This is a genomic window from Nitrospirota bacterium, from assembly GCA_040755395.1.
Lineage (GTDB): Bacteria > Nitrospirota > Nitrospiria > Nitrospirales > Nitrospiraceae > DATLZU01.
Genome location: JBFMAX010000002.1, coordinates 318,290 through 335,440 on the forward strand (window position 1 = coordinate 318,290; position 17,151 = coordinate 335,440).

Consider the following 17,151-nt stretch of genomic DNA (forward strand, 5'->3'; position numbering starts at 1 on the left):
TGGTCTGTCCCTCTCAGCCACCGATGCTTTTTAGCAATCCGTGTTCCTCTAGCATCATTGCCGCCGCATAAGCGTCTCTGAAAGGCATGCCAGCACGTTCTGCGATATCCAACAACGAGTGTTCGCCGTCGGACATATTCAGGACCCACAACATGGCCATTTCGCGAGATCGACTGTCATGTTGTCCGGCGATCTGTCGATAGAGGCCTCTTCGCCCCAACTGCGGCTCGCACTTGGGGCTCAGATTGAGATACGTTCGGTTCCACTCGAGGACTTGGAAGACGGACAGGCAGTACGAAAGAGTTTCGGCAAGAGATTCCGGACGGATGAAATCGAGGTTGTCGGCCGAGGTATGGTATTCGGGGTACCGCCCGTGCGGCGTCCGCATCAGACAGCCGACAGGAAGGTTAAACGCCGGCGAGCAATACTGACGCTCGTCGTATCCGTACGGGAAAAAGTCGATCACTTGATGCGGTCGGCCGGAAAACCGAAGCACGTGTTGCATCGCATGATCGATGTCCGCATCGCCTCGTCGGGTCTTCTTGTAAGTCACTACCCCTGGATCCCCGACTCCCGTAATGACCAGCCCGTGCTTGATCCTGCCCAGGCGTGTCTCGTTCAGGGCCATCCAGGCGATGGCGCCGATTGTGGCGGGGATGAAGAGAAACCGATAAGAATAGCGCCGCGTCGATTCTGCAGTGGCTTTGGCCAACCAAGTGGCGACAGCCAAACCGGACAGGTTATCGTTGCACAAAGATGGGTGGCAGATGTGACAGGACACCAGGACTTCGTCGTCGGTTTCCCCCTGAAGAAGGTATTCGCCGTACGTCAAAGATCCTTGGGTCAAGGTCGAATCGATGCAAACCTCATATTCGTCTTCAGGCAGTTGGGATAACTGCTTGTGTGCGAGACAGAAGCCCCAGTTTTCTTTGTAATAGGACGTGCGATACGGAATCCAGTCCGGATGGTCGGGAATCGTGTGCAAGTATGGCTTCAATTCGGCCAGACTCATGGTTGCGCGCACGGGCACGCTATAGCTCACCACGTGGAGGTTACAGCGGCGGAAATCGACCACTCGATTGCCGTGACGATCTTTGATGTAGGCATCCTGAATGTTCCATTCCAGGGGAACGGTCCAGTCAAACACCTGAGTGCCGCTCGGAATCTCCTTTACTTCGATCGGGATATGCTCTTGGGCGAGCGCCAGCGTTCGTCGCACTCCGTCGCCTGTGATGCTGCGGCAAATCGGGTACAGCTTTGCAATGAACTCGTGCATCGCAAGGCCTTGTTCATCCAAGGACTGAATCGGTGTCTTCTGATGATCTAGCGGCCGCACGGTTACTGTAGACTGAAGTGATGGTCGAGCCGGCTCAAGGATAGATCTTCACGTCCGGAAGAGGGACGACAAACCGGCCTCCCCATTCGCGGACAAATGCCATCTGATTCATGATTTCATCCTTCAGATTCCAGGCCAATATGAGCACGTAATGCGGCCTTGTGTCTCTGGCCGCTTCGGGAGAGAGGATTGGAATGTGACTGCCTGGAAGAAATTTTCCTTGTTTGTGCGGGCTCCGGTCCATCGTATAATCGATGAAGTCGGTTCGAATCCCGCAATAGTTCAACAACGTGTTGCCCTTCGCCGGGGCACCATAAGCTGCAACGCTCTTCACGGAGTTTTTGGCCTCGATAAGAAACGCGAGCAAATTCCGCTTCACCCGTGTCGCTTGCTCCGAGAATGAGAGATAGGGTCGAAGCTGATCGAGTTGCTTGGCTTTCTCTCTCGCCTTCAGCACCGACACCCGCGGACTGATCGCGACGGAAGAATTCTCCGCATGCCTTGCAAAAATGCGCAGCGATCCGCCGTGAGTCTCGATTTCTTCCACGTCAAAGACCGTCAATCCGTGCTTGTTGAACACTTGTTCGACCGTCAGAAAGGAAAAATACGAGAAATGTTCGTGGTAGATGGTGTCGAACAGGTTGTTCTCCATGAGCCGCACGAGATGCGGAAACTCCATCGTAATGATACCGTCCGGCTTGAGGAGAATCTTGAGACCAGCGACGAAATCGTTCAGTTTGGGAACGTGGGCCAATACGTTGTTGCCGATCAAGAGGTCCGCCTGTCGCCCTTCGGCCCTCATCTGTAGAGCCGTCTCTGTGCCGAAGAATTTGACCAGGCAGGGGATGCCCCGATTCATTGCCGCCTTGGCCACATTGACGGCGGGCTCGACGCCGAGCACCGGGATGCCCTTTTCGACGAAGTTCTGCAAGAGATAGCCGTCATTGCTGGCGATCTCCACCACGTGACTCTTGTGGTCGAGTCGGAATCGCTCGACGGCCATCTCGACGTATACCTTGGCGTGACGGAGAAAGCTGTCCGAGTAGGATGAAAAGTAGGCGTAATCGCCGAAGATGTCTGCCGGACTTTCGAATTCCTGAAGTTGCACGAGAAAGCACTGCTCGCAGACTAAGGCATGGAGGGGATAGAAGCGCTCAGCCTGGTTGAGTTGCTCCTGCGTGAGATACCTGTTGGCGAGCGGAGACATTCCGAGATCGACAAACGTTCGTCTTAAGACGCGGCCGCAGAACCGGCAAGTCCCAAATGTCTGTTCCGAGTCCCAGACTTCACAAGAAGGGGTCTTATGCATGCGTCATGTCCTCTCGCTGCGCGGAGGCGAAATCCGTCACATTTAGAAGCGAACGTTGCGCGATCGACGACTCGGCTATTCCTTTTGTGGAAGACTATCCTGGGATCGCCTAGCTTTCCGGTGTATACCCGATACCGCGCCATTTGACCCCGGCCTGCGCCAATTCATGGGGATCGAACATTCCCCTGCCGTCGATCACCAACGGGTTGTTCATCAGACTTACAAAATCAGCCGGTCGAATGGCGCGATACTCCGGCCAACTGGTAATCAGACAACAGGCGTCGCATCCCTTCAACGCAGTTCGCCAATCCGGAGCGAATCGAGCGTCCTCGAAGAGGCGCTCCTGTTTCGCGCCCGGCATGGCGACCGGATCGTGGACGACGACATGAGCTCCTCGCGCTAATAATCCTTTCACCACCGGGAGCGCGGGGGAATGCCGGAGATCGTCCGTTCCGGGCTTGAACGCGAGCCCGAGGATCGCTATGGTACCGCCGGACAGTGTTATTTCCCGCTCGAGAAGCGACACGATTTTCGTCGGTTGCAACCGGTTGACGGTCAGCACCGCATCGAGAATCGCGGTCGGCGTCCCGATCCTGCGGCCAAACCCTTGAAGCGCCGCGACGTCTTTGGGAAAACAGCTCCCGCCGAATCCGAGTCCGTGCCACAGATATTCCAGGACACCAGGAGGATTGTCCCGATCAGCCTTTACAGGGCAAAACCGGCGGTCGAGATGGACGCCCTTCCATACTTCTCTTGCGTCGATCCCGGGAACGGCCGCGCACAGATTGCCGACCTCATTGGAAAACGAGATAAGAGTGGCGAGTAGCGAGTTGGCGACGTACTTGATCATCTCTGCGGTTCTGGGCGTCGTCACCAACTTCGGGCAGTCATAGGGTTCGTACAGCTCGAGCATCGTCCTCGCTGTCTTCTCATCCGATGCTCCGACCACGATGCGATCCGGGCACTGGAAATCTTCCACCGCGCGCCCTTCCCGGAGAAACTCCGGGTTCATGCAAAGGCCCCAGCCCTTGCCCAACGGCTTGTTGCTTGCTTCCTCTATGGTCTTACGCACGACACCTTCTGTAGTGCCCGGAAGCACGGTGCTCTTCACCGTCACCACGTGATAGGCCGAGTTGGTCGCCAATGCAGCGCCTACCCCACGCGAAGCCGCAAGCATTTGGGACAGATCCATCTCGGCTCCCCTCGTGGGCGTTCCCACGCAAATCAATGTCACCTCCGAATCGCGAACGGCTGAATGCAGATCGGTCGTCGCCTGCATGTGCCCCGTTGCGACAACCTTGCTCAACAACGGCGCGAGATCTTTCTCGTGGATCGGCGAGACTGCGGAATTGATCTTTTGCACGACGTCCGTCCTGATATCGACGCAATGCACGGTGTGGCCGCAGGCGGCCAGACATGTGCCGGATACGAGCCCGACATAACCCGTCCCGATAATCGAAACCTTCATGGTCGCGATGTCCTCTTCAGCGGCTGTGATCGATCACTTCTTCCAGGGCAAGGAAGCGTTTATACCATTCGATCAGGCGTGAAATTCCGGTTTGCAGATCGACTTTCGGCTGATATCCTAAAAGAGTCTTCGCCTTGGACAAATCGGGGCAGCGCCGCTGAGGGTTATCGGTCAAGTACTCTTTGTCGCTGCTTGGGCGGCAAACCGGCGGCCGGGCGCTTCCTGCTGTCTTCGAAACGAGCGTTGAAAGTTCGTACATGGAAATTTCAGGCGCTTCCATACCGACGTTGAATGCCTCCCCATCATGGCGCGACAGCAACGCGAGCAGGTAACCGGTGAGCGCATCGGATGAGTAGCAGAATGTCCTGGTGGCTTTGCCGTCCGAATAGAGGACGATATCCCGATCGGCCAACGCATCGGCACAGAAATCAGGCAGCACTCTCTTGTCCGTCAGGCGAAGCCCGGGACCGTAATTGTTGAACGGCCGAATGATTTTGACCGGGACCCCGTGCTTTTGCGCATAGATGTAACAGAGCGTCTCGCCAAGCCGCTTTGATTCGTCATAACAGGCTCGCGGACCTGTGCAGGAGACATTTCCGCGATAGGTCTCCTTGGTCGGAATCTCGTGCGCCGGCGGGTCTCCGTAGATCTCGCTCGAACTGAAAAACACCATGCTCCTAATTCGCGCTCTGCGGGCAAGTTCGAGCATATTCCTGAGCCCCGTGACGTTCGCGTCCAGCGTCTCCAGCGGATATTGCCGGTAGAAGGTCGGACTGGCGATCGAAGCGCCATGAACGATGAAGTCGAAGGCCGCGTCGTCCGATGGCCAGGGCTGCGTGATGTCGAATGCGCGCAATTCGATATTGCGATCTTCCTGAGATAACTCGACGATCCACCTCGATTTCCCGCGCAGGTAGTTGTCCACCGCAAGCACCTGCACCGGCCGCTGGGCGGGAGATCTCCTTTTGTTGAGGTAGCTGAAGAAGTGCAGGAAGTTGAACCCGAGAAAGCCCGCTGCCCCCGTCAGCAGAACTCTCCTGCCATAAAAGGATGCCGCTTGCGCTCCCAAGTCGCGTTCGACACGCTGCCAATCCTCCGCAAGCCATGATTGAGCCTCGGAATAGAGCGCTGAGGGGGAAGCGCCGGCGATCATAGCGGGTGGCATCGTCCTTCCAGCGGTCATTTCCAAATCTTCCACGGCGCTTTTCCTGACAGCCATAGCTCCTCCAAGTAATTCTTTTCTCGCAATGTGTCCATGCAGGACCAAAAGCCATAGTGCCGGTATCCGACCATTTGGCCCTCACGGGCGAGCTGTTCCGACGGAGCCCGTTCCCACGGCGTGTCGTCTCCTTCGATGTACTCGATGACCCGGCGGTTTAGCACGAAAAAACCGCCGTTGATCCAGCCTTCTCCGGATTGTGGCTTTTCATAAAAGTCTCTGACATGGTCTCCTTCGAACGCCATCCGTCCAAAACGGGCCGGTGTTCTAACGGCTGTGACGGTCGCCAGCTTTCCATGGGATTTGTGGAACTTGATGAGGGATTCGATATCAATGTCTCCCACGCCGTCCCCGTATGTGAAGAGAAACGTTTCGTCGTCTCCCAGCCAGGTCTTGACCCGCTTCAATCTCCCGCCGGTTTGGGTATGGAGGCCGGTTTCAACGAGATGAACCCGCCAGTCGGTTTGGACCTTCGTGTCGCCGCCGTTGTGAATCGTCGTCGTTCCTGTCGCCAGATCGACCGAGATGTCGTTGTTGAAGGAGTAGAAATTGAGGAAGTAGTCTTTGATCATTTCGCCTTTGTAGCCCAGGGTGATGATAAATTCCTTAATCCCATGGGCGGCGTAAATCTTCATGATGTGCCAGAGAATAGGTTTCCCGCCGACTTCGACCATCGGCTTCGGTTTCAGGATGGTTTCTTCGGAGAGACGGGTGCCGAATCCCCCGGCAAGGATGACCGCTTTCATACGTTGCTCTCCTTTGTGACAGCCAGTGTCGAGCGTTCACCGGCCGGGGTGAACGTCGTCGTCCACTTCAATAGCGGCCGCAACACGCCTTCCATTTCTCCAGCCCAGTCACCGCGGGCGGAGTCGCCGTCAAGGCTATCGAGCACCTGAAACGACACGACGTTCCGTTCATGGAATTGGACGATCACCCCGTGCAGAACACACAACGCTACGTCAACGAAGATGCGTCCCTCGGCGAACAGATTGCCCGGAAGCCAAACTGTCGTCACGTAACGGCCTGCCGGCCTCGGCCGCCCGCGCCATGACGGATCGAGGTCGGGAGGACAGAACAGGCAGACGTTTTCTTCGTTGGTGAATCGAAAAAACGGCTGCAAAACGTGACCCCCCTCTTTGACTTCGTATTCCATATCGACGCCGAAGGGTTGCCGAATGTCGATGGCGTCGGTGACTCTGCCTTCTTCCGTTCTCACCCGCACCGCCCTTAAGCGAACGGTTTCGCCCTGGGGCGCCGTGGTTGAGTCCGGCCACTCCCGCTCTGCCGAGGATCCGACATCCGACCCCATGTACGTGGCGATCACATGATGGGCCGGGCCATCCATTCGCACGACTCCTTCTTCGAGGAGAATGGCTCGCTTGCAAATGCGGGCCACGGCCGGCATGCTGTGCGACACGAACAGGATCGTGCGGCCGTGCTTGCCGACGTCCTCCATCTTGCTGAGGCATTTCTTTTGAAAGCGGCTGTCCCCGACCGCGAGCACTTCGTCGAGAATCAAAATTTCAGGTTCCAGATGCGCGGCGACGGCAAACGCGAGGCGCACGAACATGCCGCTCGAGTATCGCTTGACGGGCGTGTCGATGAACTTCTCGATTTCAGCGAATGCGACGATCTCGTCGAATTTGGCGTCGATCTCGGCCTTTTTCATTCCGAGCAACGATCCGCTCAAGTAGACGTTGTCTCTCCCGGTAAGCTCCGGGTGAAACCCTGTTCCGACTTCGAGCAGACTGCTGACTCGGCCGTGGAGAACGGCCCGACCCTCGGTCGGCTCCGTAATGCGCGACAGGATTTTCAGCAAGGTGCTTTTCCCCGCTCCGTTGCGTCCGATAATGCCGACCACTTCCCCGGGCTTGATCTCGAAGGACACATCTTTGAGCGCCCAGAACGCCTCCTGAGAGTCGGAGAAGAACCGACGCATCGTGACGAGTCGGCGGAGCCTTTCCGCCAGTCTGTCGCTCAGGGTGCGATAGGATGTTTGCCGCACGCCGATGAGGTACCGCTTGCTGAGATACTCGACTGTGACGGAGACGTGTCTCATCGAAGGCGAAAGAGAGATCAGACGATGTCGCTGAAGGTTCTCGACATCCTGTTGAAAAAAACGAGACCGGTCAGAAGCAGGATGCCAGTTGCCGATGCGCTTACAATCGCCGTGCCTGTGTCGGGCGCAGCTCCTCCAAGGAGCGCCCACCGGAACCCTTCGATGATGCCCACCATCGGATTCAAACTGTAGACCGCGCGCCACTGCTCGGGTACGAGGGACAAGGGATACACGACCGGTGACGCGTACATCCATAGTTGTGTCAGCAACGGTATGGCCCCGGCCACGTCTCGATAGTGGACGTTCAGCGCGGAAAGCCAGAGACTGACGGCAAGGGACGTCCCGATAGTAAACAGCACGAGGGCGGGAATCGCGATGACTTTCCACGTCGGCGTGATTCCATACCAGCCCATCAAAAGAAGGAGCAGAACAAGCGCAATGAAGAAGTCGATGACGCCGGCGAGCGTGGAAGCGATCGGCAGGATCACTCTCGGGAAATAGACCTTTTTCACCAGGTTGGATTCTGCGACCACGCTTTGACCGCTCCGCTCGAGACTTTTCGCCAACAGAGTCCAAGGCAGGAGAGCTGCGTAAGCGAAAAGCGGATAGGGCAATCCGTCAGACGGCAGCCTGGCCCATAGACTAAACACGATTGTAAAGATCGCCATTGCCGCCAAGGGCTGAATGACCGCCCATGCGATGCCCAAGACGGTCTGGGCATAGCGTGCCTTCATGTCCCGCCAGGCCAAGAAGTACAGCAGCTCTTTGAATTCCCACAATTCTCTGAAATTCAGATAGAGCGAGTTTCTCTTTGACTCGATCACGGTCGGAACGAGCACCGCGCTTCCTCGGGGCGTCGAGCTACAAGTCTGCATCATCGCCGTACCAGGATCAGGTTTCGCTGCCGTCGTCCTGCTGAATGCTGTCGGAACAAGCAGGCTTAGAGTTGATGTTCAGAAGAAGGAGAGGATGGACTACCGTCGATCCGGTGAACACCGGCTCGACTTACCTTGTCTTCCAGCACCTTACAGTGATCGGCTCGGCGGCGACAAATCCAACGGATCCTCTCAAGTCGCCGAGACTAGGTTGCCGGACTTATGATCACGCCTGGCAGGACCACGCGACGGTCCGCCGGTTCTCGCCCTATGCTCCAGACTGCCTAGAGATTGGCAATCTGCTCCAACTCGACGACGACTCTGGCGCTGAAAGCGAGCGCTTTCAACAACAGGATCGCTCGCTGAGACCCTGTCAATTCCCGTTCAAAGACCGCCTCGAGGCCGTTCAAAGTGCCGTTCGCGATCCTGACAATCTGACCGGGACGGAACGATGTGGTCGGGATTGTCAGGTATCCCTCATCGAGACGGGCTTTCAAGCCTTCAATCAAAGAATCGTCGACAACGGCCGGATCGTGTCCGAAGCGGACGACACTTTTGACGCCTCGCGCATAGATTACGGCGCGATACGACTCCTCGATGATGAACCGCGCGAACAAATACCCAGGAAATAGGGGACTGACCTTCGTCTGCTGTCGATGCCGGATGCATTTGCGTTCCCGCAAGAGCGGGCAAAACGTTTCGATGCCCAGACGCTGAAGGGTTCTCTCGGCGATGCGTTCTTGATGCGGTTTGGTCGAGATCGCGAACCAACAGCGCTTCGCCGGAGGCGCCATCGGCGAATCGTTCGTCTCTCGCCATGAGCTTTTGGCAACCGATCCGCTGGACAGGGGCGCCACGGCTGTCTCCGTCGTGTGCGGGTCGAGCCTAAACGGTCGCGCAGAGGCGTTACGCCATTCCATAGATGTTCTCCTGGGCGCGCGATATAGACGCGGCGCCGTTCGGTGCGTTGGGGTCGCTTGCAACGGTGAGCGAGGTCGGCACGGCCTCTCGGAGCGGACAAAACGCGAAGTCCTGCAAGAGGCATTTCAGTCGCAGTTCGGTTTTTTCGAGATTGAGGTAATGACGCACCCGCGATGTCAGTGTTCCCTGCATCCTTGGCTGCGCAGGGTCCAGCTCCCACGGGTGGAGATACATTACGAGGGGATGACCGTTCCTCTCCAGGCGTTTGAGCATCGTGCGCAGCACCGGATAAGGAAACAGACGAAAATAGCCTCCTCCTGCAACGGGAATCCTTATGCCGAGCACGCCGAACGACGAAGGAGGGATCTCCCACAACGGGCCGGCCGTCGTGGATATCTCGTGGCACCACGGTATCGCCCCGGGCAGCCCGTACAGGTCGTGGAATACCGGAAAGATGCTGGAATCGTACGCGTATCCCTCTTCCACCAGAATAGGAAGCGCCCATTGGGTCTCGGACGTGATCGTGAAACTCGGCGCCCTATAGCCCAATACGCTCCTCCCGATTACGTCTTCCAGGATCCGTTTGGCTTTCCTGACGTCCTCGCGAAAGAGAACGGGAGTCTGCGCGGTGATCAGCTCGTGCGCGTAACCGTGTGAAGCCACTTCGTGTCCCTGATCGACCAGGTCTCTGACCATGCGGGGATGCCGCTCGGCGACCCAACCCAGAACGAAGAACGTCGCTCTTATTTTCTGGTCGTCGAGCATCATCAGGATCTTTTGCATATTCCGCTCGACTCGGCTCTCGAAGCGGTCCCAATGCCTGCGTCGCATGGGAGAAGCGAACGCCGATACATGGAAATGTTCTTCCACGTCGAAGGACAGATAATGCTTCACTGTCTCTGGGGAAACGAGCCCGTTCACCGCGCCCCCTCGCCGCGCAGCATGACGCGAACCGTTTGTACGAGCACCAGAGCATCCAACCTCAGCGACAAATTCTTCACGTAGTAGAGATCGTATTGCAGTTTTGTATGGGCGTCTTCCGCCGACGCGCCGTAGCGGAATCGGGTCTGGGCCCATCCCGTGATGCCCGGCCTGACCGTATGTCTCAGATCGTAGTACGGAATGATGGATCGCAGTTCCTGCACGAAGATCGGGCGCTCGGGCCGCGGACCGACCAGGCTCATTTCTCCTTTCAGCACGTTGATCAATTGCGGAAATTCGTCTATGCGAAGCTTTCGCAGCCATCGCCCGACTCGAGAAATGCGGGGATCGTTCGCGTCGGCCCAGCGAGGGCCATGTTTCTCGGCGTCCTGCGACATGGAGCGAAACTTCCACATCATATAGGGATGTCCCCGCAAGCCGACGCGCATTTGGCGATAAAAGATCGGGCCCGGAGAGTCGAGCTTGATCAACAGTGCGACGACGAACATGAGCGGCGCCAGCGTCAAAAGGCCTGCAATGGAAACGACGATGTCGATCAGGCGTTTCAGCGTCATCGTGATCCAACGGCGGCGGAAACCGGTCGAAAAAATCAACGCGCTCGGTCTCAGCACATCGATGGAGAGGCGGCCGGCTTCTTCTTCGAACAACATGTGACCGTCGATGACGTCTATCCCCATCGCCTTGAAGTCGAGCAATGTCTGTACAGGCAGCACGGCTCGCCGGTCCTCCAAACAGACCGCGATGGTGTGCACGTTGTAGCTTTCGGCTATTTCGAAGAGCTGGTCGTAGGTTCCGATGATCGACGGCTGCCCGAGCCGCTGTCCGATTCTGCCGGGCTCCTTGTCCAGAAACCCTACGATCTCGGTCGTCCATCTCTGGCGGTCGAGCACAATCTGACAGAGATCGACGGCGAGTTTCCCGCTTCCCAGGATGAGCATACGACGCTTCAATCCCGGCAATGGGAGCAACGGCCGGGAGGAGGGTCGCACACTTGTCGCTGTGATCATCTCCATGCGTTCGTGACCCCGCTCATCAATGAGCCTTCGCCCCAGGCTGGATGTAGTACCCTTCCTGCAAATAATGAGGGGCGTCCTGAGAGCGAACGCCTGTCAACAAAGCCGTTTTTTCATGCTTGGCTTTCAGAGCCGACAGCGCGCGCTTGACGAGGTCTCTGGGCGTATTGCCTGCCCGGATGACGAGAACGACAACGTCGGCCATGTTTGCGAGAACATTGACGTCCGCCAATGGATAAATCGGCGGCGTGTCGAGCACGATAAAATCGTGCTGGTCGCGAAAAGTTTCGAGCAGCGATTCGAGCTTTTCGATTTGACGCAACTGAACGGGATGCTTTGACACGGACCCACCTGTAAGGACGGAGAGCGGATCCCCATTCAGCGATTGAATGCAGGACTCGACCGGGACGTTTTCGCGGAGCACCTCGGCTAATCCGGGTCCTTCCGCCAGTCCCACGTACCTGCTCAATCTCGGATGCTTCAAGTCGCAGTCGATAATGAGGGTCGATTTTCCTAAATCGTGAGCGAGCACATAAGCGAGGTTCAGCGCGCTCGAAGTCTTGCCTTCTCCTTTCAACGTGCTGGTCACCAGCACGACCGTAGATTTGCGGTGCCCGCTCATCAGGACCAGTCGAGTCGCGGTGACGCGATACTGTTCGGCCGCCACGGATGCGGGTCTCCACCTGGCTATGAAGTTCAGTTCATGGCGATATCGGGGATGGGGACCTTTCGTTCCCGCGCGCTTGCCGTTGTCCGTTCGTTCTTTTCCCCACGTGGTCAGTGATTTCCAGCTTCCTCGGGGCGGCGTTGCGTGCTGTGAAATCGGCGAAAGTGTTTCGTCATGTGGTGCCGGGAGCGGGAGATGGGCTTCTGACCTCAGCGACTTGCCGAGCGCGGTCCCGTAGGCCAGGCTGAAATCCGGAACCGTTCCCACGACGGGTATGCCGAGAATGCGTTCGGTTTCTTCGGCGTCGTGAAACGTGACGCGCAGTTGCTCCAGGAAAATCGCTGAACCGAATCCCAATCCGCATCCGAACGCGAGGCCGGCCATGATGAAGCGAAACTTGTCCGGCCACTCCGGCGTGTCCGGCAGGTTTGCAGGATCGATGACTCTGAACTGCTCGCCTTGTTGCTTGCGTTCCAGGTTCTCGGCGATGCGGGCGTTCAGTCTCTTGTCCAGCAACGCCTGGTAATTACGTTGAAGATTTTCATAGTCGCGCATCAGTGTGGCCAATTGCTGTTCGCGCGCCGGCGTATTCTCCACCCGTGTCTCATAAATTTTGATCTGCGCGTTCAACCGATTGAGGGCATCCTTCGTGGTTTCGATGTCGCTTTTGACTTCTCTCTGCTGCTTCAGCAGTTCGCGCAGGACCGGATTGTTCGAGGCCTTCAGTTCGGTCCCAGCCGTCGCGGAGGGAGATTCCTCCAATGTGTCCGATTCGGGTGGAAGCGACTTGAGCTTCGCGATCTCTTCCTTCAACAAGATGATGTCCGGGTACGTGTCTTTATACGTCGCCGACAACGTCGCCAGCCGGCTTTCCATCTCTTTGAGTCTGGCGGAACGAGTGGTGGGGCGGAGTGGTAACGGAATAGAAGCTGAGCCGGTGGTTTGATACTCTTTGATGGCTTTGTCTATGGAATCCAGGCGGTCGTTCAGCTTGTGGAGCGTCTCCGACCGCGTGGCGACTTCCGTCTGCAGTCTGTCCAACGCCCGCAGGTTGGCCTCGATCTGGCCGGGCAACTCACCCATGTAGCGAAGTTTGAATTCGGATATGGCCTTCTCCTTTGCCTCCAACTCTTCCTTGGCCGTATTAAGCTCTCCGAGGAGGAACTCCGTAGCCTTTTCGACCAGTTGTTCACGATTTCTCAGATTCTCCTGGATAAAGAGTTCGGCCAACTTCGCCGTCACCTTCATGGCGGTGACGGGATTCTCATCCCGGTAGGAAATGGAAAAGGCTTCGTCTCTGGACGTGGTGATGTCGATGTTCTTTCGCAGACTTTCAAGGATGTCGTCGATCGAGTCGCTCTTCTGTCTTTCCGAGGCCAGTCCAACCTCCTCGATCACCTGGGTCAATATCTTCCTGCTGAGCACTAGTTGTCTGATGGTCCCGAGCCGCTCCTGCACGGAGCCAGTGACGACCCCCTTCACATAGCTTTCGGGTACCTTCTGACTTTCCACGACGATCAACGTCGAGGACTTGTACCGCTTGGGCAGGAACTCGGCCAGGGCCCAAGCGGCAACCACGCTGCTGAGGAGCACAATCGCAATGAGCCACTTTCGCCGGCTGCAAATGCGAAGATAGTCATGAGGAGTGTAGTTCGTCACGGGCTTAGAACCAGACCTTTTGAAGTTGGATGAGGATCATGTGCCTGTCGAAGGTGATCTGCTCTCCAGTAACGCCAATAACGCCTCCGGCTGGAGTCAGACCTTCTGATTGAAAGAACGAATACAGGTAGTTGCCTGAAATGAGAAGCCCTGGGGCTACCCTGTAAATGAACGAGGCGCTTGCGAGGTACGAATCAAACGAAAAATCTGTTGGCGCATTTGGGACGCCTTCTGGTAAGGCGGCGCCGATCGATTGACTTCTCGAGTAATTGGCGGAGAGACTTGCAGACAGTCTCGGACCAAGTGTGCGCGTGACACCAAGACTCACGAGGTCGGTGATGATTGGGGCGCCTACCGTGAGAAAATTTGGAGCAACTTGCCGCGAGTAGCTGAGCGAGACCGTATCGGGAAAACGAGTCCAGGTGACTGAAGCACTTCCGGTATATTGAAGACTATGGCTCGGTATGACTTCCTGAACTGAAACGGACGCGAATCCGATGATGGCAGGCGTAAACAGTGGTCGGCGATATGCGATCAGCCCTCCGTTGGTCTCAAAGTAGGGGGGGAATTCGCTGGTCTGACCGCCAAGGAAATCGGTTCTATTGTGGGTGAGCAGGATACGAACTGTTTCGTTCGGTGAAAGACTGATCTGGGGACCAGTCGAAAACGATCGAGAATCGGTACTGACAAGGCTGGCCACTTCTTGTGCCCCCGGCGTCGCTCCGTACCGTTGAAAAGCATGACTCGCATTCATGTATAAGCTGAGCGCGGGAGTCACAGCATAGGTGCTGATGACCGAGGCCGAGTTCGTAATGGTGTTGACGCGTTGAACTTGAAGCCCTCGAGCGAACGCATTGGCGGGGTCCTGGTCAGCCGGATCACCAGCCGCGTTGACTGCTCCGCCAGCCAAGAACGCCGGCGGCTGCGGGGTGTATGTGAATGAGTCTGAAACCAGCAACGTCATCCGAGGCACGGCTTGCTGTACCAGGCGCGTCAAGTCCAGGAAGCCGCCGACGTTGCCTCCGATATAGTTCAATTCAGGATGTTTTGCGTAGTATTCCGCTATGCCACCGAGTTGCAAACTTCCTGTCACCAGTCCTCCAGTGCGCGGAATAAGGGCCACCTGGGGAGTGATTGTGGTGACGAAATCATCTCTTTCGAGCCCTGCGATTCGCGGCGTGTTAAATACATTTGTGTCATAGCGTTGAGCGATGGAGACAGAAGGCACTACGGCCGGTAACATAGCGGAGCCCCCTAGCACCCCTGCTGTGAGAGGAATTCCTTGCAAGGCTCCCCCCGGGTTGGGCACTCCATACTGGTTGCGAAAGTCAGCAGGCCCTTGATCTAGAATTCCGTCCAACAGGCGCCAGACCTGCGGAGAAGCTTCGTCGCCTAATGCCTGGGGAATCCAACGTGATTGAACCGACGAATCCGTTCCTTGAAAAGGAAGTGTGTTCAGGAACGCAGCTCCCGGCAGCAGCGGTTCACCCGCGGATATGGTCGCTGAATTTCCGAGGATCGTCATCATTCCCCATACCCAGATCAGGTGCCGTCGCTGCCTGATCGATCCGCTATGGCACCACAATCGTGTCACCTGATCGAAGAATAAAATTCCCTACCTTGCTCTTTCCCGCTACTAAATCGTCGTACCCGACCGGTATCCGGACTTCTTCCATGCGGCCTGTGCCGTTTTTCACCATGCGGACGACGTGCATCTTGTTCTTTGATGCGAAGGGGGTGAATCCGTTCGCGAGGGAGATGCCCTGCAACACGGTGGCGTAGGATTGCAGCGGGTATTTGCCGGGTTTTGTAACCTCCCCGACTACGTAGATATAGTAGCTTTTCACCTCTTTGACCTGGACGGAGACCGTGGGATTGCCCATGAATTCAACCAATCGCTCGGCGATCCGCTTGGCCAGGACGTCGGTGGAGACTCCGGCTGCCGGTACATCCCCGATGAGCGGCATCGAGATCATCCCGTCTGGTCTGATGACGACTTCTTTCGACAGATCCTGATTTCGCCAAACCGTGACGGTCAGGACGTCTTCGGGCCCGAGCAGGAAGGACGACGGCGGCTCATATTCGACCTGGTATTTCTGTTCAGCGGAGCAGCCGAGTATCCCGCTGAAGCCAGCCATGATCATCAGGTTTACGATGGCCGTTCGAATGATCGGTAAGCCTCGACTGCGCGTAAGAATATTGTTCGCCATGCTTTCGTACACTTTAGGTAATGGATGTGAGTCGTCGGGCAACCTATGGGAATGCAAGCTTACCGCTCCGGTATGACCACCATCGTTTCGGATGGGATCACAATCTGGTCGCCCGGTTTGAGTTCGATGTTTTGACTGGTGCCGTCGCGCAACACGATGTCGTCATAACTGGCTTTGATCTTGATCAGTCCCTCGCCGTCTCTTCCGAAACGAAAGACGACGATCTTGTTCCGTGCCGCCACGGGGGTGAACCCGCCGGCGAGTGTGATGGCCTGCAGCAGCGTGGTTTTACTTTTCAACGGGTACCTGCCCGGCGTCTTGACTTCGCCCAGGACATAAATCAGGTAGCTGTTGACCTGATTCACGACGATGGATACGACAGGGTTTTCCATGAAGGACTTGAGACGGTTGGCGATGTCGGCCGTCAACTGCGAGGTCGTTCTGCCGACCGCGGACACGTCGCCGATGAGCGGCATGGAGATTCTTCCGTCCGGTCTCACCTGAACGGATTTCGATAGATCGGCGTTCTTCCAGACCGTGACTTCCAGGACGTCTTCCGGTCCGATGATGTAATCGGGCGTGACGATAAGGGAGGATTTCTCCGCGAACTGGTTGGCTGATTGCCCCTCCGACGACGGATTTTGTCCCGGCGATGCGGCGCGTGCCTGATTGCTTACATGGCCACCCCATACCAGAACAAAGACGCTCGCCAGGATGAGCCATTGAACGGGTTTCATTGCCTTACTCCTGTTGTTGCGATTAGCGGATTTTGGTTTGCTGCTCATCGTTCATAAGATTTGGAACACTTATCGGTCTGAATAAACTGCGCGGTGGTGCAAGAGGACAATAGAAACCAAGCCTCAAAACATGAATTTCAGGCCGACGAAATACGGGCCATTGCCATTAACCCGCCCGAACGGGAGCCGACGTGTCCAACGCACCTCCGCCAGCGTCGGCGTTTCCGCCAATGTAATGGGGGTCGGCACATAGACTTTCAAGACCTGCTCAATCGCCGGCGCGTGATCCATGAGCACCAGCATTCCACCGCTGCTGATATTGACGGACAAGGCCTTCCCTTGGCGAACCGCCGGTGTCGGTTCGCCCACCGGCGCCGTCATTTCGTATGGAATCGGCCGCAAGAGCGCGACCCGTTCGCTATGCTTTTGATGACTAACCATGATGGGCCACTCCCATTCGCTCGGTACCACGTGCCTCCCTCCTGGATGGAATTGTGTGGAGCTTCTCCATGTGCCTGGTCGCGTCCGCGGATTGTCGCTCATGCTTAGATCCGTACCTTTCACGCGTTCCGGGACGTGCGTTTTTTGTCTGTGGCTGAAAATGAATGAGCCCCGTGTCCAATTCCTCCAGGGCCGCTGTTGCCGGAAACATCTCGATCGCTCGACCGATCGATCTTTGTTGCCGTTATCGAGATCGCGATGTGTCAAAGATATTGTTGCGGACTATAGAGGACTC

The 17,151-nt window shown here is 56.7% G+C and carries 15 protein-coding genes; all 15 read right to left on the minus strand.

The window, feature by feature from the left end; genetic code table 11:
• Positions 1 to 13 precede the first annotated feature (13 nt).
• Entirely contained in the window at positions 14 to 1,276 is a 1,263-nt protein-coding gene (locus tag AB1555_05505; GenBank protein ID MEW6246152.1) for a DUF4910 domain-containing protein, read from the minus strand.
• 94 nt (positions 1,277 to 1,370) lie between these two features.
• A complete protein-coding gene (locus AB1555_05510; GenBank protein ID MEW6246153.1) occupies positions 1,371 to 2,645 on the minus strand; it encodes a class I SAM-dependent methyltransferase in 1,275 nt (424 codons plus the stop codon).
• Between the two features lie 109 nt (positions 2,646 to 2,754).
• Complete coding sequence (locus AB1555_05515) at positions 2,755 to 4,113, minus strand: UDP-glucose/GDP-mannose dehydrogenase family protein (protein MEW6246154.1); 1,359 nt, start codon at positions 4,111 to 4,113, stop codon at positions 2,755 to 2,757.
• Positions 4,114 to 4,129: 16 nt separating this feature from the next.
• Positions 4,130 to 5,332 carry an NAD-dependent epimerase/dehydratase family protein gene (locus tag AB1555_05520; protein ID MEW6246155.1) on the minus strand — a complete coding sequence of 401 codons (1,203 nt, stop codon included), beginning with the start codon at positions 5,330 to 5,332 and terminating at the stop codon, positions 4,130 to 4,132.
• Positions 5,293 to 6,078, minus strand: a complete 786-nt coding sequence (gene rfbF, locus AB1555_05525; GenBank protein ID MEW6246156.1) for a glucose-1-phosphate cytidylyltransferase — start codon at positions 6,076 to 6,078, stop codon at positions 5,293 to 5,295. The genes AB1555_05520 and rfbF overlap by 40 nt, the downstream gene beginning before the upstream one ends.
• Entirely contained in the window at positions 6,075 to 7,391 is a 1,317-nt protein-coding gene (locus AB1555_05530; protein ID MEW6246157.1) for an ABC transporter ATP-binding protein, read from the minus strand. Before AB1555_05530 ends, rfbF begins: the two co-directional genes overlap by 4 nt.
• A gap of 17 nt (positions 7,392 to 7,408) precedes the next feature.
• Positions 7,409 to 8,230, minus strand: a complete 822-nt coding sequence (locus tag AB1555_05535) for an ABC transporter permease (GenBank protein ID MEW6246158.1) — start codon at positions 8,228 to 8,230, stop codon at positions 7,409 to 7,411.
• Positions 8,231 to 8,550: 320 nt separating this feature from the next.
• Positions 8,551 to 9,060, minus strand: a complete 510-nt coding sequence (locus tag AB1555_05540) for a transcriptional activator RfaH (GenBank protein MEW6246159.1) — start codon at positions 9,058 to 9,060, stop codon at positions 8,551 to 8,553.
• A 112-nt stretch (positions 9,061 to 9,172) separates the two neighbouring features.
• Entirely contained in the window at positions 9,173 to 10,108 is a 936-nt protein-coding gene (locus AB1555_05545) for an XrtA system polysaccharide deacetylase (GenBank protein MEW6246160.1), read from the minus strand.
• Positions 10,105 to 11,142 (minus strand): TIGR03013 family XrtA/PEP-CTERM system glycosyltransferase, encoded by a 1,038-nt coding sequence (locus tag AB1555_05550; GenBank protein ID MEW6246161.1) that lies wholly within the window; start codon positions 11,140 to 11,142, stop codon positions 10,105 to 10,107. The genes AB1555_05545 and AB1555_05550 overlap by 4 nt, the downstream gene beginning before the upstream one ends.
• A gap of 19 nt (positions 11,143 to 11,161) precedes the next feature.
• Positions 11,162 to 13,468 (minus strand): XrtA system polysaccharide chain length determinant, encoded by a 2,307-nt coding sequence (locus tag AB1555_05555; GenBank protein MEW6246162.1) that lies wholly within the window; start codon positions 13,466 to 13,468, stop codon positions 11,162 to 11,164.
• A gap of 4 nt (positions 13,469 to 13,472) precedes the next feature.
• Positions 13,473 to 14,996: a hypothetical protein gene (locus AB1555_05560; protein MEW6246163.1), complete on the minus strand. Its 1,524-nt coding sequence runs from the start codon at positions 14,994 to 14,996 to the stop codon at positions 13,473 to 13,475.
• Positions 14,997 to 15,039: 43 nt separating this feature from the next.
• On the minus strand, positions 15,040 to 15,678 hold the full coding sequence (locus AB1555_05565) for a polysaccharide biosynthesis/export family protein (GenBank protein MEW6246164.1): 639 nt from the start codon (positions 15,676 to 15,678) through the stop codon (positions 15,040 to 15,042).
• 59 nt (positions 15,679 to 15,737) lie between these two features.
• The gene (locus AB1555_05570) at positions 15,738 to 16,415 is read right to left on the minus strand and encodes a polysaccharide biosynthesis/export family protein (GenBank protein MEW6246165.1); all 678 of its coding nucleotides are present in this window, start codon (positions 16,413 to 16,415) and stop codon (positions 15,738 to 15,740) included.
• A 123-nt stretch (positions 16,416 to 16,538) separates the two neighbouring features.
• Positions 16,539 to 16,856 carry a PilZ domain-containing protein gene (locus AB1555_05575; GenBank protein MEW6246166.1) on the minus strand — a complete coding sequence of 106 codons (318 nt, stop codon included), beginning with the start codon at positions 16,854 to 16,856 and terminating at the stop codon, positions 16,539 to 16,541.
• Positions 16,857 to 17,151: the final 295 nt, after the last annotated feature.

Coding starts and splice junctions, on each gene's coding strand:
- AB1555_05550 (MEW6246161.1), bottom strand. CDS start 11,142: ATGGAGATGATCACAGCGACAAGTGTGCGACCCTCCTCCCGGCCGTTG.
- AB1555_05515 (MEW6246154.1), bottom strand. CDS start 4,113: ATGAAGGTTTCGATTATCGGGACGGGTTATGTCGGGCTCGTATCCGGC.
- AB1555_05520 (MEW6246155.1), bottom strand. CDS start 5,332: ATGGCTGTCAGGAAAAGCGCCGTGGAAGATTTGGAAATGACCGCTGGA.
- AB1555_05530 (MEW6246157.1), bottom strand. CDS start 7,391: ATGAGACACGTCTCCGTCACAGTCGAGTATCTCAGCAAGCGGTACCTC.
- AB1555_05565 (MEW6246164.1), bottom strand. CDS start 15,678: ATGGCGAACAATATTCTTACGCGCAGTCGAGGCTTACCGATCATTCGA.
- AB1555_05505 (MEW6246152.1), bottom strand. CDS start 1,276: ATGCACGAGTTCATTGCAAAGCTGTACCCGATTTGCCGCAGCATCACA.
- AB1555_05575 (MEW6246166.1), bottom strand. CDS start 16,856: ATGGTTAGTCATCAAAAGCATAGCGAACGGGTCGCGCTCTTGCGGCCG.
- rfbF (MEW6246156.1), bottom strand. CDS start 6,078: ATGAAAGCGGTCATCCTTGCCGGGGGATTCGGCACCCGTCTCTCCGAA.
- AB1555_05560 (MEW6246163.1), bottom strand. CDS start 14,996: ATGATGACGATCCTCGGAAATTCAGCGACCATATCCGCGGGTGAACCG.
- AB1555_05510 (MEW6246153.1), bottom strand. CDS start 2,645: ATGCATAAGACCCCTTCTTGTGAAGTCTGGGACTCGGAACAGACATTT.
- AB1555_05540 (MEW6246159.1), bottom strand. CDS start 9,060: ATGGCGCCTCCGGCGAAGCGCTGTTGGTTCGCGATCTCGACCAAACCG.
- AB1555_05570 (MEW6246165.1), bottom strand. CDS start 16,415: ATGAAACCCGTTCAATGGCTCATCCTGGCGAGCGTCTTTGTTCTGGTA.